The sequence below is a fragment of the Kitasatospora sp. NPDC127111 genome, assembly GCF_042677465.1.
In the GTDB taxonomy this organism is placed as follows: Bacteria; Actinomycetota; Actinomycetes; order Streptomycetales; family Streptomycetaceae; genus Kitasatospora.
Window position 1 is genome coordinate 1 of record NZ_JBHXTG010000086.1, and the last position, 18,895, is coordinate 18,895.

20 protein-coding genes and 2 pseudogenes are annotated in these 18,895 nt (G+C 71.5%); 6 read left to right on the forward strand and 16 right to left on the reverse strand.

Annotated elements, in window-relative coordinates:
• Nucleotides 1-307: 307 nt before the first annotated feature.
• From ACFVHB_RS34695 to ACFVHB_RS34710, 4 genes and pseudogenes are all read right to left on the reverse strand, one after another.
• Nucleotides 308-643, reverse strand: a complete 336-nt coding sequence (locus ACFVHB_RS34695; protein ID WP_380330318.1) for an ArsR/SmtB family transcription factor — start codon at nucleotides 641-643, stop codon at nucleotides 308-310.
• Nucleotides 635-1,903, reverse strand: a pseudogene (locus ACFVHB_RS34700) (DUF5937 family protein); the annotation flags it as partial. The gene ACFVHB_RS34695 and the pseudogene ACFVHB_RS34700, both read right to left, overlap by 9 nt.
• A gap of 151 nt (nucleotides 1,904-2,054) precedes the next feature.
• The gene (locus tag ACFVHB_RS34705) at nucleotides 2,055-3,446 is read right to left on the reverse strand and encodes an amidase (RefSeq protein ID WP_380330201.1); all 1,392 of its coding nucleotides are present in this window, start codon (nucleotides 3,444-3,446) and stop codon (nucleotides 2,055-2,057) included.
• Nucleotides 3,433-3,642 carry a hypothetical protein gene (locus tag ACFVHB_RS34710; RefSeq protein ID WP_380330204.1) on the reverse strand — a complete coding sequence of 70 codons (210 nt, stop codon included), beginning with the start codon at nucleotides 3,640-3,642 and terminating at the stop codon, nucleotides 3,433-3,435. The genes ACFVHB_RS34705 and ACFVHB_RS34710 overlap by 14 nt, the downstream gene beginning before the upstream one ends.
• 210 nt (nucleotides 3,643-3,852) lie before the next feature.
• Between ACFVHB_RS34710 and ACFVHB_RS34715 the strand changes: the two are divergent.
• Nucleotides 3,853-5,047: pseudogene (locus tag ACFVHB_RS34715) on the forward strand (IS110 family transposase).
• 174 nt (nucleotides 5,048-5,221) lie between these two features.
• On the opposite strand, the gene ACFVHB_RS34720 reads toward ACFVHB_RS34715, so the two are convergent.
• The 5 genes from ACFVHB_RS34720 to ACFVHB_RS34740 all read right to left on the reverse strand — a co-directional run bounded on the left by ACFVHB_RS34720 (nucleotide 5,222) and on the right by ACFVHB_RS34740 (nucleotide 10,843).
• Complete coding sequence (locus tag ACFVHB_RS34720) at nucleotides 5,222-6,154, reverse strand: MBL fold metallo-hydrolase (protein ID WP_380330207.1); 933 nt, start codon at nucleotides 6,152-6,154, stop codon at nucleotides 5,222-5,224.
• A gap of 175 nt (nucleotides 6,155-6,329) precedes the next feature.
• Nucleotides 6,330-7,550, reverse strand: a complete 1,221-nt coding sequence (locus ACFVHB_RS34725) for an MFS transporter (protein WP_380330210.1) — start codon at nucleotides 7,548-7,550, stop codon at nucleotides 6,330-6,332.
• A gap of 75 nt (nucleotides 7,551-7,625) precedes the next feature.
• Nucleotides 7,626-8,210, reverse strand: coding sequence for a TetR/AcrR family transcriptional regulator (locus tag ACFVHB_RS34730; RefSeq protein WP_380330213.1), 585 nt, complete (start codon nucleotides 8,208-8,210; stop codon nucleotides 7,626-7,628).
• Between the two features lie 1,032 nt (nucleotides 8,211-9,242).
• Entirely contained in the window at nucleotides 9,243-9,788 is a 546-nt protein-coding gene (locus tag ACFVHB_RS34735; RefSeq protein WP_380330216.1) for a hypothetical protein, read from the reverse strand.
• A 704-nt stretch (nucleotides 9,789-10,492) separates the two neighbouring features.
• A complete protein-coding gene (locus tag ACFVHB_RS34740) occupies nucleotides 10,493-10,843 on the reverse strand; it encodes a DoxX family protein (RefSeq protein WP_263101148.1) in 351 nt (116 codons plus the stop codon).
• A 96-nt stretch (nucleotides 10,844-10,939) separates the two neighbouring features.
• Here ACFVHB_RS34740 and ACFVHB_RS34745 point away from each other — a divergent pair, with 96 nt between their 5' ends.
• A complete protein-coding gene (locus ACFVHB_RS34745; RefSeq protein WP_380330219.1) occupies nucleotides 10,940-11,332 on the forward strand; it encodes a winged helix-turn-helix transcriptional regulator in 393 nt (130 codons plus the stop codon).
• A gap of 460 nt (nucleotides 11,333-11,792) precedes the next feature.
• On the opposite strand, the gene ACFVHB_RS34750 is transcribed toward ACFVHB_RS34745, so the two are convergent.
• The 3 genes from ACFVHB_RS34750 to ACFVHB_RS34760 all read right to left on the reverse strand — a co-directional run bounded on the left by ACFVHB_RS34750 (nucleotide 11,793) and on the right by ACFVHB_RS34760 (nucleotide 13,314).
• On the reverse strand, nucleotides 11,793-12,104 hold the full coding sequence (locus ACFVHB_RS34750; protein WP_380330221.1) for a hypothetical protein: 312 nt from the start codon (nucleotides 12,102-12,104) through the stop codon (nucleotides 11,793-11,795).
• A gap of 62 nt (nucleotides 12,105-12,166) precedes the next feature.
• A complete protein-coding gene (locus ACFVHB_RS34755) occupies nucleotides 12,167-12,970 on the reverse strand; it encodes a hypothetical protein (RefSeq protein WP_380330224.1) in 804 nt (267 codons plus the stop codon).
• A complete protein-coding gene (locus ACFVHB_RS34760; protein WP_380330227.1) occupies nucleotides 12,967-13,314 on the reverse strand; it encodes a PadR family transcriptional regulator in 348 nt (115 codons plus the stop codon). Before ACFVHB_RS34760 ends, ACFVHB_RS34755 begins: the two co-directional genes overlap by 4 nt.
• A 388-nt stretch (nucleotides 13,315-13,702) precedes the next feature.
• Here ACFVHB_RS34760 and ACFVHB_RS34765 point away from each other — a divergent pair, with 388 nt between their 5' ends.
• Nucleotides 13,703-14,536 (forward strand): class II glutamine amidotransferase, encoded by an 834-nt coding sequence (locus ACFVHB_RS34765; RefSeq protein ID WP_380330230.1) that lies wholly within the window; start codon nucleotides 13,703-13,705, stop codon nucleotides 14,534-14,536.
• Nucleotides 14,537-14,942: 406 nt separating this feature from the next.
• On the opposite strand, the gene ACFVHB_RS34770 is transcribed toward ACFVHB_RS34765, so the two are convergent.
• Nucleotides 14,943-15,263 (reverse strand): hypothetical protein, encoded by a 321-nt coding sequence (locus ACFVHB_RS34770; RefSeq protein ID WP_380330233.1) that lies wholly within the window; start codon nucleotides 15,261-15,263, stop codon nucleotides 14,943-14,945.
• 538 nt (nucleotides 15,264-15,801) lie between these two features.
• On the opposite strand from ACFVHB_RS34770, the gene ACFVHB_RS34775 reads away from it, so the two are divergent.
• Entirely contained in the window at nucleotides 15,802-16,155 is a 354-nt protein-coding gene (locus ACFVHB_RS34775; protein ID WP_380330236.1) for a DoxX family protein, read from the forward strand.
• Between the two features lie 65 nt (nucleotides 16,156-16,220).
• Nucleotides 16,221-16,574 carry a DoxX family protein gene (locus ACFVHB_RS34780; protein ID WP_380330239.1) on the forward strand — a complete coding sequence of 118 codons (354 nt, stop codon included), beginning with the start codon at nucleotides 16,221-16,223 and terminating at the stop codon, nucleotides 16,572-16,574.
• A 67-nt stretch (nucleotides 16,575-16,641) separates the two neighbouring features.
• On the opposite strand, the gene ACFVHB_RS34785 is transcribed toward ACFVHB_RS34780, so the two are convergent.
• Nucleotides 16,642-16,833, reverse strand: coding sequence for a hypothetical protein (locus ACFVHB_RS34785; protein WP_380330242.1), 192 nt, complete (start codon nucleotides 16,831-16,833; stop codon nucleotides 16,642-16,644).
• 448 nt (nucleotides 16,834-17,281) lie between these two features.
• Nucleotides 17,282-17,449, reverse strand: a complete 168-nt coding sequence (locus tag ACFVHB_RS34790; protein WP_380330245.1) for a hypothetical protein — start codon at nucleotides 17,447-17,449, stop codon at nucleotides 17,282-17,284.
• A 90-nt stretch (nucleotides 17,450-17,539) separates the two neighbouring features.
• Between ACFVHB_RS34790 and ACFVHB_RS34795 the strand changes: the two genes are divergently transcribed.
• Nucleotides 17,540-17,671, forward strand: coding sequence for a hypothetical protein (locus ACFVHB_RS34795; RefSeq protein WP_380330248.1), 132 nt, complete (start codon nucleotides 17,540-17,542; stop codon nucleotides 17,669-17,671).
• A gap of 72 nt (nucleotides 17,672-17,743) precedes the next feature.
• On the opposite strand, the gene ACFVHB_RS34800 is transcribed toward ACFVHB_RS34795, so the two are convergent.
• Nucleotides 17,744-18,841, reverse strand: coding sequence for a phage tail sheath family protein (locus ACFVHB_RS34800; protein ID WP_380330251.1), 1,098 nt, complete (start codon nucleotides 18,839-18,841; stop codon nucleotides 17,744-17,746).
• Nucleotides 18,842-18,895 lie beyond the last annotated feature (54 nt).

Here is an 18,895-nt window from a genome sequence, read left to right on the forward strand (position 1 = left end):
TGAGAACGATCAAGGCTGAGTCGGTTCACCGACCGCGTTCGCCGATCTCCGGGTGAAGGTCTCCCCGAAGACCGCCCCGCGCGTCCCACACACCCCAGCAGTTCCGTTCGCCGAACGGTCACAGAGACCGTTCGGCGAACGCTTCCGCAAGCTTCGCATTCCGGGCAATGGCTGATTGACCTGCTGCTCTGGGGTTCAGAAACAGGCACTGAACAGCGGTGATGCGCTGACCGCTTGAGCTCGCCATCGTTTGCCGACACGGGGCCTATTGCTGGCGATGCCCGCGGGGGCTTGCAACAGCGTTCGCTCAGTCCTCGGGCCTGGGGGCGAGGGTGATGAGGGCGGTGGCAATCTGGTCGAGGCGGGCAGGGGCGAGGGCGTAGAGAACGTAATAGCCCTCGCGCTGGGTGGTGGTGAGTCCTGCCTGGGTGAGCTGATGGAGGTGGCGGGAGGTGACGGAGGGGGACAGGCCGAGGAGAGAGGCGAGTTCTTGCGTGGTGCGGCTCTGGGCGGCGAGGTGGGTGACGATCCGCAGGCGTGGGGCGGCGGCCAGAGCCCGGAGCGCGGTGAGGGTGTCTTCCTGACTGGCGGGGCGGGCGGTCGAGGCGGGCGCGAGGGGCAGAGCGGGGTAGGTGATCCGCAGGGGCCAGGGGGCGTCGCAGGTGACGCGGACGTGAGGCCAGACGTAGTGGCTGGCGGTGAACGTCACGGGGTGGTCGCGTGTGACGGAGATGTCGTGGTCGTGCGGACGGTCGAGGCGCAGGGTCCGGCGGCCGGGGTCCACGCGGATCTGGGGAGCGAGGGTGCGGAGCATCGGGAACAGGCCGTGGTGGGCGATCCGGGCGCCTGAGCGGGTGATCGACTCGTACAAGGAGGGCTCGATGCGCTCCCACTCCTGGGCGAAGGCGGCGTCCCAGTAGTCCTCCAGCACGGTGAGCGCGTCGTCGAGGACGGGGAGGGGGTCGGTGAGGATGCCCTCCAGGCGTGCCGCCCGGCTTGGGTCGCTGTTGCGGTACTCGGTGAGTACCGCATCGCGGGTGGCGCGGTCGTTGACGAGGTCGTCGCCGGTGTGGCGGGTGGTGTCGACGAGCGTTCGGGCGAGTTCGGCGGCCAGCAGAGCGGGCGGCAGGCCCCGTACGGCCGCGAGCTGGTCCGCGAAGTCGGCGTCGTGATCACCGGTGCGGCTTTCGAAGAAGGCGGGGATGTAGTCGGCCACGACGAAGTCGTGCCCGCGCATACGCCGGCGCAGGGCGGCGGGCAGGCGGCGACACCGCCTGACCCAGGGGACGTGCAGGGCGTGGTGGCCGGGGTCGGTGAGGACGTGCCAGGAGTGGACGGCTTCGAGCAGGGGGGAGTCGTCTTCGTCCAGCTCCGGCGCGTCCGGGTCGCGCAGCGGGCGCAGGGCGCCGGCTGCCGGGGTCGAGGCGGTGAAGCTGTAGCGGCCGAGCAGGTTGAGGTTGCGGTGCTTGAGCGGGGACAGGCGGGCGACATCCTCGTCCTGGATCTCGTGGCCTTCGGCGTGAAGCTCTGCGACGGCGGCGTCGATGTACTTCGTGGTCCGCAGCACGATGGCGTTGAGGACCAGGCCGAGCGCGCCGAGCTGGTCCTCCATCCCGTCGCGGTACGCCTGGTGGATGGTGCCGCGCTTGCCGTGGCACACGTCCCGGGCCAGCTTGTGGCGGGACTCCTGCACGGTGAGCTGCCTGTTCATCTGCCGCCGATAGGTGTCGTCCACCGGGTCGACCACGCGCAGCAGGTGCTCGGTCTCCGCGAACGCCGCCCCGAGCGGCGTCGGGCGGCCGTCGCGGCCGAACATGCGCAGCAGGTCGTAGGCGCGGGCCTGGTTGGTGACCAGGGAACTGGCGACCTTCAGCATGTCCGGCCAGTGCGTGGTGTCCGAGGCGTGCAACATTGGCCCGTGCCGACTGGGCCTGGTGGCCAAGCACGTTTCACCCCTCCGCCGACGCCGCCCCGCGCGCGGGGAGTGATCGGAGCAGCCGTCCCGACTTCGCTGTCACAGGTCACCGAGCACCAGCCGCGGCCCCACCCCATCGTCAGGCCGTGGTGGCGAGTGCCCGGGCGGGGTGCGTCTGCTCGTAGGCGTGGCCGACCCGCAGGAGCATGGGCTCGTCGAGGGGTCGGCCGAGCAGTTGCATGCCGATCGGCAGGCCCGCCGAGTCATGGCCGACCGGGACGGTCAGGGCGGGCACCCCGGTGATGTTGGCGGGGGCGCAGAGGCGCACGTAGGCGTCGGAGACGCTCTCGGCGGTGCCGTCGGGCCAGGTGACCGTCTCCTGGCCGGCCCTGACCGCGGTCATCGGGACGCTCGGGGCGGCGATCACGTCGACCTCCTCCAGCATCCGTGCCCACTCGGCACGCATGAGCGTGCGGGAGCGCTGGGCGCGCAGGTAGTCCCCGGCGCTCATCAACTCGCCGGCCTCCAGGAGGATGCGGACGTCCTCCTGGTACAGCTCGGGGACCCTGCGCAGGCTGCCCTGGTGGTAGGCGCTGGCCTCCGGCACCATCAGGCCCCACTGGGTGGCCTGAATGTAGCGGGTCATCGGGATGTCGACCTCGACGAGCCGTGCGCCCAGGCCTTCCAGCTGCCCGATCGCGTGCCGGACGGCGGCCTCCACCTGCGTGTCGACGTGGTCGAAGTAGTAGGTGCGCGGCAGACCGATGCGAAGACCCGTCAGGTCCGTGCCCGTACCGGGCCGGTAGTCCGTGGCGGGCGGGGACAGCGAGGCGGGGTCGCGCGGGTCGTGCCCGGCCAGCGCGGTCAGGACCAGGGCGGCGTCCTCGACGGTGCGGGTCAGCGGACCGACGTGGTCCAGCGACCAGGACAGGGAGGTGACGCCGTGGCGGGGGACGAGACCGTAGGTCGGTTTGAGGCCGACGACCCCGTTGAGCGCGGCGGGCACCCGGATCGACCCGCCGGTGTCGGTGCCCAGGGCGAAGGTCGCGGTGCCCGATGCGACGGCGACCGCGGAGCCGCCGCTGGAGCCCCCGGCGACCCGGCCGCGGTCCCAGGCGTTGCGGGTCTGCGGGGTGGTCAGGCCGAACGCGAACTCGTGGGTGTGGGTCTTGCCGAGCAGGACCGCGCCGGCCGCCGTCAAACGTGCGGCGACCGTGCTGTCGGCCGGCGCGCGATGGTCGGCGCGGACCCGGGAGCTGGCCGTGGTGGCCATCCCGCTGACGTCGATCAGGTCCTTGAGTCCCATCGGGATGCCGTGCAGCGGTCCCCGGTAACGGCCTTGTGCCGCTTCGTGTTCGGCCTCGCGCGCAGCCCGGCGCGCCTGCTCCGCGGCAACCGTGACGTAGGCGCCGAGGTGCGGCTCCACCCGGTCGATGCGATCGAGGACGGAGTCGACCAGTTCGACGGGGGACAGTCGCCGGGCACGTATCGCGTCCGCGGCGGCGGCAAGGGACAGCTCATACGGCCGCATCGTGCTTCTCCTCTCCGGCGCGGTAGGCGGCAGCGGGCGGGACCTCCGCGAAGTCCAGCTCGCGCAGGACCGCGACGACGCTGTGGATGTGGTTGGCCACCGCAGCGACCGCGGCGTGGCGCTCGGCGGGCAGCACGAGTCCGGCGCGGGCGGCCCAGCGGGCGGCCTCCGGTGGTATCAGTTCGACGGTGGCCATGGATGTTCCTTAAGAATGGTTGGCGGTCCGGGAGGACCGGGTGTGGCTGATGGGTGTTTGCCGTTGATGGCTCCAGGAGAATGGCCGCCCGGTCCTCCGGGACGCTCCGACCACTGATTGAGAACTGCGGTCATCGCTGGTTAAGGACCTGTCGGCGGAGTGTTCTTCGGGCCATGGAAGTGCTGGTCACGGAGGAACGGAGCGACGGACTTGAGCGCGTCGCATGCGCGGATATGGGTCGGCATCGACGCCGGCAAGGTGCACCACTGGGCCGTGGCTGTGGACGCCGACGGCGAGACGCTGTTCTCGACGAAGGTGATCAACGACGAGGCCCAGATCCTCACCCTCATCGAGACAGCCCGCGCACGTGCTGCCGAGGTGCGGTGGGCGGTGGACATCTCCGGCCGTGCCTCCACCTTGCTGCTGGCCCTGTTGGTCGCTCACGGCCAGCAGGTGGTCTACGTGCCTGGCCGCACCGTCAACCGCATGTCCGGCGCCTACAAGGGCGAGGGCAAGACCGACGCCAAGGACGCCCGCGTCATCGCCGACCAGGCCCGCATGCGCCGGGACTTCGCCCCGCTCGACACGCCGCCGGAGCTGGTCTCCAGCCTCCAGGTACTGACCCACCACAGGGCTGACCTGATCGCCGACCGCGTCCGGCTGGTCAACCGCCTCCGGGACCTGCTGGTCGGCATCTGCCCCGCCCTGGAGCGCGCCTTCGACTACTCCGCGGCCAAGGGCCCGGTCGTCATGCTGACCGAGTACCAGACCCCGGCAGCTCTGCGCCGAATCGGTGTCAACCGACTGACCACCTGGTTGGAGCGGCGCAAGGTCCGCGGCGCCGACACCGTCGCGGCCAAGGCCGTGGAAGCCGCCCAGTCCCAGCAAATCGCGCTGCCGGGCGAGAAGCGGGCCGCCAAACTGGTCTGCGACCTCGCCCACCAGCTCCTGGCCCTGGACGAGCGGATCAAGGACAACGACCGCGAGATCCGTGAGGCCTTCCGCACCGACGACCGCGCCGAGATCATCGAGTCCATGCCCGGCATGGGCCCGATCCTGGGCGCCGAGTTCGTCGCCATCGTCGGCGACCTGTCCGGCTACCGCGATGCCGGCCGCCTGGCCTCCCACGCCGGCCTCGCCCCGGTCCCGCGCGACTCCGGCCGTCGCACCGGCAACTACCACCGGCCCCAGCGCTACAACCGGCGGCTGCGCTGGCTGTTCTACATGTCCGCGCAGACCGCGATGATGCGACCCGGCCCGTCGAGGGACTACTACCTCAAGAAGCGCGGCGAGGGGCTGTTGCACACCCAGGCCCTGCTCGCGCTCGCCCGTCGACGGGTCGAGGGCGATGCTGCGTGACAAGAGGCTCTTCACCTCCGCCCCGCCGGTAACGCAGACGGCTTGACACGATCATTGAGATTCTCCTTCTCGGTCGAGGTGGGAGTGGCGGGGTAACCGAGGCCGTAAAGGCCGGGGCTTTGCTTGAGATGGCCGCGGGCGCGGCAGCTGCTCGGCGGGCCCGTGCTGGCGGCCGGGCGGCACCGGTCGCGTGGTCAGGTCGCGTGGTCAGGCCGTGTGGTCAGGCCGCGGTGGCCGGGATCTCGCTGCCGTGCTCGGCGAGCAGCCGGTAACGGCCGTTCTCCCGGCGGACGGTGCCGGCCGTGGGCTGCGGGAAGTGGGTGCCCAGGAGCAGCGCGTCGGTGTCCGCCAGGGCGTGGAGCAGCCGGCTGCGGGTGCGGACCGCCTGGGCGGCGTCGATGTCGACGCAGCTGTTCACGTGGGGGTGGGACAGCTGCACGGGGTGGTGGATGCTGTCGCCGGTGATCAGCGCCCGGCGGTCGCTGCCGCGTAGTTCCACGGCGACCTGGCCCGGGGTGTGGCCCGGGGCAGGGACGAGGAAGACGCCCGGTGCCACCTCGTGCCCCTGCTCGGGCACGTCCACGTGGTCGTACTGTCCGGCGTCGCGGACGGGGGTGACGGAGTCGCGGAACATCTGGCGGCGGGCCTCGTCCAGGTCGGTGGCGGCCCAGTGGTCCCGTTCGGTGCGGCTGGTGAGGTAGCGGGCGTTGGGGAAGGTGGGGACCCAGTCCTCGCCGACGAGGCGCGTGTTCCAGCCGACGTGGTCGGTGTGCAGGTGCGTGATGATCACCAGGTCCACGGTCCCGGGCGGGAAGCCGGCCGCCGCCAGGCGCTCCAGGAAGTCGGTGTCGAGACCGTTCCAGGCCGGGTTGGCGCGCGGCTTGGCATTGCCGATACCGGTGTCGACGACGATCCGCAGCCCGCCGGCCTCCACCGCGAAGCCGTGGCTCGCCAGACGGGGGACGTCGGCATCGGCGAAGTCGGGGCGCAGCCACGAGGCCTCGTCCAGCACCTCCTTGGTGGCGTCCGGCAGCAGCCAGGGGCCGGTCTGCCGCGGCAGTTCGATCTCGTCGACGCGCCGTACGACGATGTCGCCGAGGCTCCATCCCGTGCTTGCGGAGCGGGTGGTCTGACGGGGCGTGGCGGTGTTCATCGGTGGGTCCTTTCGGGCGGGCGGGACGCTGCGGGAAGTCGGGGCTCTGAGGGACGGCGGGACTCTGAGGGACGGCGGGGCCCTGAGGGACGGCGGGGCCCTGAGGGACGGCGGGACTCTGCGGGACGGCGGGACTCTGCGGGACGGCGGGGCCCTGCGGGACGGCGGGACTCGGTCAGGCGGTGCGCGGCTGCCGCACGGCGCGGGCGAGGCCGATCAGGGTCAGCAGGATGACCGTCACGGCGTAGAGCGAGACGGCGGTCTGCAGGCCGTACAGGTTGGTCAGCAGGCCGGCGAGGACGGCGGGGATGCTCATCGCCAGGTAGCTGAGGACGTAGTAGGCGGCGAGCGTGCCGGCACGTTCGGCCGGGGCGGCCGGGGGCAGCAGCAGTCGCAGGGTGCCCTGGGCGACGGCGCCGAAGCCCGCGCCCGCCAAGGCGGTGCCGGCGAACAGCGCGGGCAGGCTGCGCAGGTGCAGGCCGCCCAGGGTCAGCAGGGCCCCCGGGGTCAGGAGCGCGCTGCCGGCGAGGCTGACGGCGCGGGCGGGCAGCGCCCGGGTGGTGTGGCCGGCGAGGCCGGCCGCGGCCGTCAGGGTGAAGAAGACCAGGCCACCGGTCGCGCGGGCGGCGTGCGGGGCGATGAGCCGGGCGAGCGAGGGTCCGAGGGAGGAGTAGAAGCCGCCCAGTGCCCAGGCGGCGACGATGCCGGGCGCGGCGAGCGCCATGGCCGGCCGGGAGGCGGGGGCGACGGTGATCACGGGGCGCAGCGAGCGCCGGGCGCCGGGGTGGGGGCGGGCGGTTTCGGGGGTGTGCAGGACCGCGGCGGCCTGCGCGGTGAAGAGCAGGAGCAGCAGCAGGTAGACGGTGCGGGTGGGGGCGGGGGCGTACTGCACGAGGGCGGTGGCGGCCAGCACGCCGACCGCCATGCCGGCCACGGGGGTGATGCCGTTGGCGGCCGTGGCCCGGCCCGGGCGGCCGGGGTCCTCGAAGTCGAGCAGGGCGGCTCCGGCGGCGCTGGTGGCCACGCCGGTGGCCAGGCCCTGCAGGATCCGGGCGGCGATCAGCGCCGGCACTGCCTCGGCGGTGGCGAAGACGGCCATCGCGACGCTTTCCGCCAGCAGCGCCCCGGCGAGGACCGGTCGCCGGCCCAGGTGGTCCGAGAGCGTGCCCGCGGTGAGAAGTGCCGCCAACAGGGCGAGCGCGTAGGCGCTGAACACGACGGTCAGCGTCATGGCCGAGAAGTGCCATGCGGCCTGGTAGAGCGCGTAGAGCGGGGTCGGTGCGCTGGACGCGGCCAACAGGCCGACCAGGACCGAGGCGTGGAGCCGGAAGGCGCCGTGGTGGCTCAGCACGGGCAGGCGGCGGCGGTGGGAGGGCAGGGCTGTGACGCTGGTCATGGGAGCACCTCGAGCCTTAAGGCGAATGCTTTGCATGAAGCACCCTAGGCGCACCCCAGCTCGGAACGCAAATATTTAGCTTTTAGGCGGCGAGAGGGATGCGACGCGGCCGAGCACCACCGCCACCAGGTGGCCGGTGTAAGCCTCGGACAGGTCCGAGGGGCGGAACAGGATCCGGTACAGCAAGGGGGCGACGACGACGTCCAGCAGGGTCTCCACGTCGGGCACGGCCTCCCCGCGCCCGGCCGCACGCACGCCGATGGCCATCAACTGCTCGGCGGCGTAGTCGGAGCACCGGGCCGCGTTGCCCTGTTCGGGGTCGCCCAGCAGGGCGTCGCGGAGGTACGTGCGGCCCGCCGTCGAGGACATCTCCTCGGCGAACTGCACCGTCCACGCCTCCAGGTCCGCCCGCAGGCTGCCGTGGTCGACCGGCGGGGCGTCGGGGCGCAACCGCTCGACGGCCACGTCGGACAGCAGTTCCCGCAGGTCCCCCCAGCGCCGGTAGACGGTGGACGGCGTGACTCCCGCACGGGCGGCGATCAGCGGCACGGTGAGCGCCTCCCGCCCCAGCTCCGCCTCCAGGTCACGGACGGCCTGGTGCACGGACCGCTGGACGCGGGCGCCGCGCCCGCCGGGGCGTGTGGTCGCTCGGGCACTCATGCACACAGCTTAACGCGAAGAAGTTGCGTCAACCGAGGCCTCGCAGCCCTGTTCGACGCCGCCGAGCCGTGGCCTACGCCGGTACCACCCCCAGGAAGTCCGGACCCAGGCGGTGAGTTCGACGCCGCCGAGCCGTGGCCTACGCCATGTACCACCCCCAGGAAGTCCGGACCCAGGCGGTGAGGAGGACGAGGACGCGCCCTGCACCGGCACTGGCCGCACGCCCGCCTGGCCGGACCGGACGCCCGCTTCAGCGCCTACACCCTGGACCTCCCCTTCCGCCACGACGTCCGCGAGCTCACCTACTTCGCGGACCGGCGGTTCTTCTCCTTCGCCCGACCGCGACCCCCTCGACTTCCCCTTCCGTGTCGTCTACACCCTGCTCCTCGACCTCGCGCCGCACACGCCCGTGTCGTGGACCGACGACTTCGGCGGCGACATCCACCCTGTCGACCTGTCCGCCGGCCTCGCCCAGCTCCTTCGCCCTTGCCAGCCCTGACAGGCCATCCGCCGATTCCTGACCAATCCCGCCAGCGCCCAGAACCGGGCGGCGGCTGGTCATCGGCGTCAGCGCGGGCCGGGTGATCAGCGACTCGGGGCAGCCCCGCTGGAACCAGTCCGCGGGTTCGGGGCCCTACAGGCGTCAACGCCGAAGCGGGCGCGCCGCCCACCAGGTGAACGGGCACTGGCCGGCGGCCGGTTGCAGGCAGTCGTAGACGCTTCCCGCGGTTGCTGTGCATCCTCACCGGCACCGGCCAGGTCGGCTTCGACCATCGCGTCGACGAGCTCCAGATGCACGCCGAGGACCGGCACGTCGCCAAGATGCTCAAGGCAGTCCCGACCGCCCGCCGCCGGCCTCGACGCCCTCCAGCAGTACGGACCGAACGGCAAAGTCTGGTACCCGCTGGCCGACCGCCAGGCCGAACCGCTCGGCTTCCACGCCGGCTCCACAGCAGGCCGCTGTCTCCCCGGACAACGGCACAGGCCGTGAAGTCGGCGGCCGAAGGACTCACCGACCTGGCGAGGAACCTTTCAGTCCTCGTGGTGCCGGTCGGCCGAGATGGCCCAGGCGCGCAGAGTCAGGAGGACGACGACGACCCCGGCAAAGAAGGTCAGGTCGGTCGCCAAGAACTCGGCGTGAAAGGCGGCGGGGATGATTGTTGCTGTCACAATTACCGTCCAGAGGAAGATCGTGAGGTAGCACACCCGAAGCAGCTTGGCACCCCAGCCGTGAAGGGGATAGAGCAGCAGGATGCTCCTGGCAGACTCCCGGGGCCGCCGTGAGGACGCCTGCTGCGTGGCGGCCTCCATCTGCTTGAAGGCCTCCTCCAGCGCAGTGAGGCTGCGATCCCTGGCCCGCGCGAGTTCGTCGGGGGGCAGATTCACCCTCCCCATCGCGTCCCACCAATCCGAGGCGAACGACACCCGCCGCGCCGCCTCCTCCAGTACGGCCTTCCGACGCTCCGCACGGGAGCGGTGGCCGAACCATTCCTGGAGCATCACGGCTGCGACGGTGGCCGCGGCGGCCACCACGGGTACGAGGAAGTCGTGGTACCTGGAGGAAAACGATGGCGTCACGGCCGCTCCCGACTCCGAACACGGGGATGGGACGACGTTGACGGTCCCGCCCTTGGTCAGTGCACGTATCGGCCGGGCGGTCCGGAGGCTTGAGCCTCAGTCGCTTTCCGGAAGTCGCGCCCAGACGGCGCGAAGGCGGACCAAGGCTCCCTGACGCGCGTCGCCATCACCGCTCGGGAGCAGTTGGGGGGCTGCCGTTCACGAGCCTGCGCGAGGCGCGCACGAGGACACCAAGTCGATCACCGAACCCCGGCCGCTAACAACCAGCAACGCCTGCCTGATTGCCCTGGGAACCCTGGTCCGCGCGCTCAAGCGGGAATGGGTGAGCTTAACCCGGGCCGCCTGCCCAAGCCGTCCCCGGCGACCGCCTCCACGGCCTCCTCGACCACCTGCCGGCCGGGCCGGCGTCACCGGCGTGCTCGGCGATCGTCCAGTGGTTCTTCCTTGGCGGGTCCGCGAGCAGCCTCAGCACGAACGCCCTTGCTCGGCGGCGGGGTTCCACCCGGGCGAACCGGCCGCCCGCCACCTTGCCCATCAGGCCCTCGAATACCGATTGCCACCGAGCAGGATCTACGCCGTGGCCCACGGCCACCGGCTGATCTTCGTTTGTCGACACAACTCACGATGATCAACGGTGGCCGTCCTCATCGGAGACCAACCTCACTCAGCACGATCAAGGCCGGCGTCAGACCGGCTGTCCGTCGTCAGAGGGTGGCAGCACGCAGCACGATCAGGGCGACGGAGGCCATGGTGAGGACCACCGCCGGAGACGCGCCCTTGCGGTCGCCGACGCGCAGGTGGAAGGCGACCGCCCCAGCGAAATAGAGCGTCAGGCCGATCGCGGCGGCGATTCCGACGGGTCCCCACCAGAGTCCGGCGATCACACCGGCCGCGCCCGCGATCTGAGCGCCGATCAGGAAAGCCATCATGCTCTGCGGCACTCCGAGGGTGGACATCTGCTCGGTGATGTGCCGCGTCCGCAGAGACTTGGCCCCGGCCGATACCAGGAGAAGCGCCGACATGAACACGGTGACGACGGCAAGGGAGACGAACATGGCTGGAACCTCAATCGTGCGAGATGCGGGTAAGGGGGCGTGCGCACCTCGACGACGATAGGCGGCCACTAGGTACCTCCAGGTAACCTTCGGGGCATGAGCCTGCGACCCGGAATTGCCTTCCTCGCCGACTGTCCCGCTCTCCTGGCCATGGAGATCATCGCCAGCAAGTGGTCCATGGTCACGCTCTTCGCGCTGACCGACGGCCCGTTGCGCCACGGCGAGCTGGTCGAGCTGAGCGGTGGCATTTCGCGCAAGGTACTGACCCAGACGTTGCGCCGGCTCCAAGCCAACGGGCTCGTCGAGCGGCACGCGTACGCCGAGGCGCCGCCGCGCGTGGAGTACAGCCTGACCGATCTCGGGCGAACCCTGGAGGAGCCCATCAGGATGCTCACCGCATGGGCGCGGGAGAACGGCGAGGCGGTCGTCACCTTCCGGGAAGCAGCCGAGGCGGCCAGGACCATCGAGGCGGATCAGGCGACCCGGTGAAGACCCCTCATGTTGATCAGAACCCGAGCCGTTTCTGATCAATGGAAGAGGCTGCACCTGTAGACCCTGCGTCACCGGAGACTTGGCCATCCTCATGATCGGGGCCCTCCTGCAAGAGGCCAACGACGACCGCCGCCTCAGGTCAGCCCCTGGTCCTGACGGAGCTCCCGCAACCGAACCCAGAGGGCGCTCGTACCAGTCCGCAGATACTCGGTGTACTGGAGACGGTGCTCGAAGCCATGAGCTCGGCCTTCCAGTCCGCCCGGCGCAGCGGCACGGATGAGGCCACCCGTGATCGACGACGCGGCGGCAACGACAGGCCGCTCCACAACAGTGATCGAGAACTACAGCTGGAGTACGAGGCAGAGCGAGAAGACGGGGGCCGGAGGCCGCACGGGCGCAGATCCGCGCCCCGCGAACAGGTCCAGGCTAGCCAAACCGGGGGGTCAGACACAGGTACTCAGCCGCGGGCCACGCCCTTGACCAGGTCGACGGCCGCCGCCAGGCCCAGGCCCGGCAGGGCCTGGCGCAGTGCCCGGATCGCCTTGAGCTCCTCGGCGCGCGGGTCGACGCCCGCGGCGTCCAGCGCCTGCCGGGCCCAGCGGTACTTCGGCTCGTCCCCGCCCCGGGCCGTGGCGGCGAGGATCTCGCGCGCGCGCCGGAGGCCGGGGGCGAGGGCCGGCTCGGCCTGCGCGAGCTCGCGCTCGAGGGCCTCGCGGGCCTCGTCGAGGTCGTGCAGGACGATGAAGTGGGCTTCCTTGGACGAGAACACGGGTGAGGTCCTTTCAGTGGGGTGGGCGTTCGGGGCCGGGGCTCTCGACGCCGGCGGGGCGGTCAGGCGTCCTCGGCCGAGCCGGTCCCCCGGGCGGCGAGGAGTTCCCGTTTGACGCGGCGCCAGCCGGTGCCGAGGCCCACGGCGAGCACGACCAACGACCCGAGCAGGATCGGCAGGGCCAGGCGCTCGCCCGCGTAGTGGACGGCGAGGGCGGACGCGGTGCCCGCGAGCACCGCGGCGACCACCATCCGGGTCAGCTTCGCCTGGGAGGAGCGGTCCAGGAACAGGTGCCGGTCGGGCGGCGCGACCGGATCGGCGATCCGCGCCGCCGGGCCGGTGCTCGCGGCTAGCGGGCGCTTGAAGTACCGGAAGGAGAGGAAGCCGCCGCAGGGCTCCCAGCCCTCCGGGGCCAGCTCTTCGGCGAGCGCGTCGCGGCCCGCCCCGGTCGGCGCGGCCTCCCGCCGGTACTCCCAGCCCATGGCGCCCTCGGCCGGGCGGCGGCACACGAAGCGGCCGAGCCGGTCCAGGCCCTCCAGCTCCCAACCCTGCACGCCGAAGCGGTTGAGGTGGGGCACGTCGCTGTGGATGTCGGCGGCCCACTTCCAGGTCTCCACCCCCGGCCCGGGTTCCTCGGGCCCGGGCGTGTGGGTGAGGCGGGCCGCGAAGTCCTCCGGCGGCCCGAACTCCTCGTACGGGTCGGGCGATCCGCTCTCGGCGAGGTAGCCCTCGAGGTCGGCGACCGTCGACGTCACCTCCCGCTCGGGCATCCCGGCGCCGCGCAGCCGCGCGGCGAGCCGGACGAGGTAGCCGGCGGCCGGGCCTTCCGCGCCCGGCCGCTCCCCCGTGTGATCCTGTGGTGTCATGCCGCTCCCCCTGGGCGTGCGTTGGTCAGCATGGCCTCGACCGAGGTGTGGAACTCCAGCCAGAGGCCACCCTGCTCGGCGAGCAGCCGGCGGCCCTCGTCGGTCAGCCGGTAGTAGCGGCGCCCGGGCCCCCGATCGACGGCCCGGAACTCACCGACCGCCAGGCCGGCCTCCTCCAGTCGGTTGAGGACCGGATAGAGCGTGCCGCCCTTGATCTCGCCGAGCCCGGCTGCCGCCAGGGCCTTGGAGATCTCGTATCCGTAGCTCTCGCCCGCCGTGAGACAGGCGAGGACGAGGAGGTCCAGGACGCCCTTGAGCCAGCTGGGTCTGCGGTCTGTGGCCATGACTGCATTCCATCACCACCTAGATAGGAATACAACCTAGATCGGGGACCGATCCACGCGGGGTCGCCTCGGCGCCCTGCTTGGCGCGTCCGCAGACCCGGTCGTAGCGCTCGGCGCGGGTTTCGGCGGTGTGGTCGCGGACGCGCTGCCACTCGGCCAAGGCGTCGACCGCGGTGGCGTAAGCGGCCTCGTCTGGTTCGCCGCCGGGGGGCCAGGTCCCCCCGCCCTCCCCTTCTCACCCAGCACGGGCCGGAACAGCGTGGTGCCCCAGCCTTCCGTCCTGCGTCGTCATCGAGGGTGATCGATAATTTCTGCAGTGACCGGCGCCCGCTGGTGCTATTGCGTCGAATGGGCACGCCGGGCCGCTGCGTCCACAAGGAGGCCGACCATGTGCCGATGGCTCGCCTACTGGGGCTCTCCCATCCGGCTGACGGATGTGCTCTACACCCCGGTCCACTCGATCATCGATCAGAGTCTGCATTCCAGGCTAGGAGCCGAGACGACCAACGGCGACGGCTTCGGGATCGGCTGGTACGACGGAACCGACGCACCGGGGGTCTTCCACAGCACCGAGCCGGCATGGAACGACACCAACTTGCGCGAGGTCGCGGCGCACACCACCTCACCGCTGTTCTTCGCGCACATCCGCGCGGCCATCGGATCCGCCGTGCAGCAGAGCAACTGCCACCCCTTCCGATACCGGCGGTGGCTGTGGATGCACAACGGCTTCATCGACGGGCTCGACGACATCAAGCGAGAGCTCGCCTTCGAGATCGACCCCGCGCTCTGGCTGAACCTCAAGGGCACGACCGACACCGAGCTGATGTTCTACTTGGCGCTCACCTACGGGCTCGAGGACGACCCTCCAGGCGCTGTCGCACGCATGATCGGGTTCGTCGAGGCACGCGGCCGTGAGCACGGACACCAGTTCCCATTTCAGGGAACGATCGCGACCAGCGACGGCGATTCACTGTGGGCGTTCCGGTATTCGAGTGCGGGCCGGAGCCGATCGCTGTATTTCAACCGGCGCGTCCCCCAACTCAGGGAGATGTACCCCGATCGGGCCGTCCTGCGGGAAGCGGCCGACCGCACGCGCCTGGTGGTATCCGAACCGATCGGGGACCTTCCCGGTGCCTGGGTCGAGGTCCCGGAGGCCACCTACGGCGTGGTCGGCCAGGACCGGGAGGAACTGATTCCCTTCACTCCGCGGCTTCCTGTCTGACGGGAAGATTGAAGGGCCGGTCCGGGAGGCCAGCGCACCGACAGCCATCCCTTTCTACGCAAGGCGGGCGAGAATCGTGCCGCCCGGCGTCGCTGCCCGTCGGCGTACGCGGTGCGCAGCCTGGGAGATTCGGGATGCGAGCTCGGGGCGCGCGGCGCCTGTCCAGGGGAAACACACCGTTGTCCAGGAGACACGCGCGGCCGCCGTCGACGCGGCCGGCTGCGGGCGTCCGTCGAACGGCACGCCCCGGCGTCGGCGCAGAGGAGACCGCGGCGCAGCTGGCGGCCTGCGCCGCCCTGTGGGAACAGCCCGGCCCGGACGGCCGGGGCCGGGCGTAAGAGCGGCGCTGGCGGGCGTTCCCGCGGCCTCTGGTGGTCCTGGCCGGCACGGCGGCCGCCGGGTCCGCTCAGCGGTGGCCGGCCGCCGAGGAGAACCCCACCCTTGCCGACATGCTGGCCGCCGTCCCGGCCGGCGCCGCCCGGATCGAGGACCTGGTCCTTGGGTCTCCGGCGGTGTGCGGCGGGACGGCGGTCAGCGAGGTGCCCGCCGGCCCGGCCGTCGATGGGCGGGTTCGGCCTATCCGGGCGGCCCGGGCGGCGCGCCGCTCCTGCTGCAGGTGCGCGCGGACCTTCTTCAGGGGCTCGGGGCCAGTGACGTCGGCGACGGAGCGCTGGACGTCGTCCTCGCCGTAGGCTCCGGCCGCCTCGCGCCAGCCGTCGGGGCGCACTCCGTACTGCTTGCCGAGCGGGGCGACGAAATCTGGGACTTCCGGCGGCCGAAGCCTGCCAGCGCGTTGACACGCCGGTACAGGTCCCGGCCGCGGCCGGCGGCCTCCCACACGGCGGCGGCCCGGCCGTCGTGGCGGGCGACGAGGTGGTGACCCAGCTCCTGGACCCGGCGGGCCATCAGGCGCGGGAAGTCCTGGGCCGCGGGCGGGAGGGCGCACAGCGCGGCCAGCTGGCCGGTGTCGTGCCAGGCGATCCGCTGGGCATCGAGGTCGTGCTGACCGGGCCCGGTTCCTGGAGCGGCCGGTCGCAGCGGCGGCCCGGGTGGTGGTCAACCTCTTCTACATCCGCTGGTCGATCGCCGTCGCCGAGGCGGCCCCTTGATGCGGCACCCGACGGGGACGGACTCCGACTCTCCTCGGCCGCCACGCCCCGACCACGGATTTCGGCGACGGTGTCACGAATCGCCGCGCCGTCCTGTCTCTCACATGTGCGCCTGCTCGACGCACGCAGATCCGAACCCTTGAAGGAGCAACCACTGTGGTCCAGCCCTGGTGGCCGCTGGCCGGCCTCGCCGTCATCCATCTCGCGGACGCCGCGATGTGCCTCAAGCCGGTCGGCTTCATCCGCGACTGCCTGCAGGACGTCGGATTCCCCCGCCGGTTCTGGCCGCTCCTGCCGCTGCTGAAGACCGTGACGGCCGCAGGACTGGTCGCGGGCATCTGGTCCGCCCCGCTGGCGGTGCTGACCAGCGCCGCCGTCGTCTGCTACTTCCTCACCGCCGTGGGCATGCACATCCGCGCCCGCGACCTGGGACGCAACCTCTTCCTCAACGCCACCGGCATGCTCGTGCTGAGCACGGCCACCTTCGTATTCACCCTGCAGAGCGCCTGAAAAAGGTGCTGGGAAGCCAGGTCAGACCGGCGTCGCGACGCCAACGCCCGAAGAAGGAGACTTTCGTGTTCGCCACCTACCTCGTGATCATCATCCTCACGGCGGCCGTCAACGGCACGGCCGCCGTGGCCAACTTCATCGGCCACGAGTACCCCAAGAGCCAGGCGGACAAATTGCGCGTGCCTCGGTCCTGGATGCGCCCACTGGGCGCACTGCTGGCCGCAGGGGCGCTCGGACTGCTGGCCGGGTTCGCCGTGCCGGTGCTGGGCACGCTCGCCGCCGCCGGTCTCGTGTTGTACTTCGTGGGTGCGTTGTGGGCCCACCTGCGGGTCCGTGACCACCAGCTGGGCCCCTGGGCCGTATTCTTCTGTCTCCCGGTGGCCGCCCTGACCGTGAGCTTTGCCTACAACGGCACGTGAGGCCCCTGAGAAGGATCGAACGGCCAGCCCGGCAGCCGCCTGTCCTGGGCGGCTCCTCAGTCCCCGATCACACCGAGCGCGGATCGTCGCCGTGTTCGCGCAGCGCCTGTCCGACGCTGGTGACAGACCGCAGGACGGTGTCGAACCCGGTGATCTGCAGGGTACGGCGGGCGCTGGCGTGCTCTGGATGCCCCGGGGGCCGCTCCTTCGGCGCTGTCCTGCCCACGGAGGAGGAACTCGCCGACGCCGAAGCGGCCATCCGCCTCCTCAGGGACACGCTCATCCGCACTAGGCGCAGCTGACCGGCCGTTCGGCCTCCGGGCAGCGGGGCGTGCCGTGGGGTGCGGAAGCGCGCCAGCAATTCGGCGCCGCCAGGACGGCTCGCCGAAGCACATGACCGCCCGCACCGGCGAGGCGACGTCGCATGCGGGCGGTGGGAGGGATGAATGGCTCCGACTGGCACACCGGGCGGCTGTCCCACCCGGTTCTTCCAGCGTACGACCGGCGCGCGCGGGCATCAGGAGCGCGCCGCCGAGCCGAGCGGGGCCGGCGCGCAGCAGCAGGGCGGACCCGACGGGAAGCACTGTCGGCCGCCGGGGATGAATGACGCTTCGCCTCGCCGGGCCTTCGGGCGGGCCGTGTCGGCCGCTGGGGCACTGCCCGGAACATACCCGTGTCGGGCCCGTAGGACGCCGTCGGCGCCCCGTTCAGGGGTTCGGTGTGCTGGAGATGTTCTGCAGCGCCGTGACGAAGTCCGAGTGCAGTTGGGCGGTGATCGGTACCTGCTCCTCGACCAGTTCCTCCCGCCGGACGATGTCGGCTGTGGCTGGTGCCCCGCCATCCGAAGCGAGAACTGCCCGGGACAGCCCCAGCATCCTGACGGTTGTCTCGTGCACGGCGGTGCGCAGGGCGAGTGCTGGCTCCAGCGCCTCGGCCGGAACGGCGAACCGAAACCGGAAGTAGGCGTGGGCGACGAACAGCGCACCGTGGAACCGACCGGCCAACCGGAGGAGGCCCGCGCCGACCTGGACGCCGCGCGGGCGGCCAACCGCGACCTGACCCGGGCGCTGAACCAGCGCCCGGGCGAGCGGAACTGACAACAACGGCGGCGCCGCACGGGCACGATGCCCCGCGGCGCCGCCAGCCTTGACAGTCCGAAAGCCCGGCCGTCAGGCCTGGGCCGTCGTACCGGTCACGGTCACGATGACGAACTCGGCCGGACGGACCGCAGCGAGGCCGACCCTCAGGACGATCCTGCCGGCCCTGACGTCCTCCTCGGTCATGGTGACGCCCTGGCCGATCTGGACGAAGTACGCCTCCTCCGGCCTCGTCCCCATCAGCCCACCCTGCTGCCAGATGCTGTGCAGGTAGTTGTCCGCCGCCGCCCGCAACCTCTCCCACGTCGGCTGGCTATTGGGCTCGAACACCGCGAAGCTGAGGGCCTTCTGCAGGTCACGCTCCACCGCATCGGCCAGACGCCGCACCGGAATGTACTTCCAGTCGTCGGCCTCATCGAGCGTGCGGGCGCCCCAGACCAGCGTGCTCCGGCCCTTGAACTCGCACAGGAAATTCACCGGCTGGGCGTCGCCCTGCTCCGTGTCGGTCACCGCCCGGGCCGGGCGCGCATCCCCCTTCACGGCGACGTTCGCCGCGGCCTTCCACACCCCGCGGTCGCGGTCCACCGCGCACCACAACCCGGTGACCGCGCCGACCGGCGGCACCGGCTCGGCGCCGTCCCCGGACGGAACCAGCCACGGGTGATACAGGGCCGTGTGCGCGCTCTGGCCAGCATCCAGCTTGAACGCCACCGCCGCGTCACGGGCCTGCGGGGCATCGTGGTCGCGGTCGGCGTGCAGGATTGCCATCGCCAGGTGGGAGGCCGCATATGCGGTCACGGCCCGGGCTGTCTCGCCGGCCACGTCCGCACCCTGCTCCCACAGCCCCAGCGGTACCAGGATCGTCACGTCGGCGAAGGCCTCGATCGAGGTGAGCGCCTCCTGCAGGGTCCGCTCGGCGGTGTTGGCCAGGTAGCAGTAGCCGCCCCCATTCTCGAAGTACCCGCGCAGCACAACGGCCCACGGCCCCGAGGCCGTGTCCTCACCAGCGGCCTGGGACAGATCGAGCCAGTTGTTGACCCGCACCACACCCTCGAAGGCCGCACCGAAGTCGGCGACGAACACCGGCACAGCCGTCTCACCGGCCACCACCGACAGGCTCAACGAGAGGTGCTCACCGATGGAGGCACCGGTTGCGTCAAAGTTAGCCATTGAACACTCCATCCAGTTCACGACACGACAGGAACAGACCCACCCAGGGTCGTC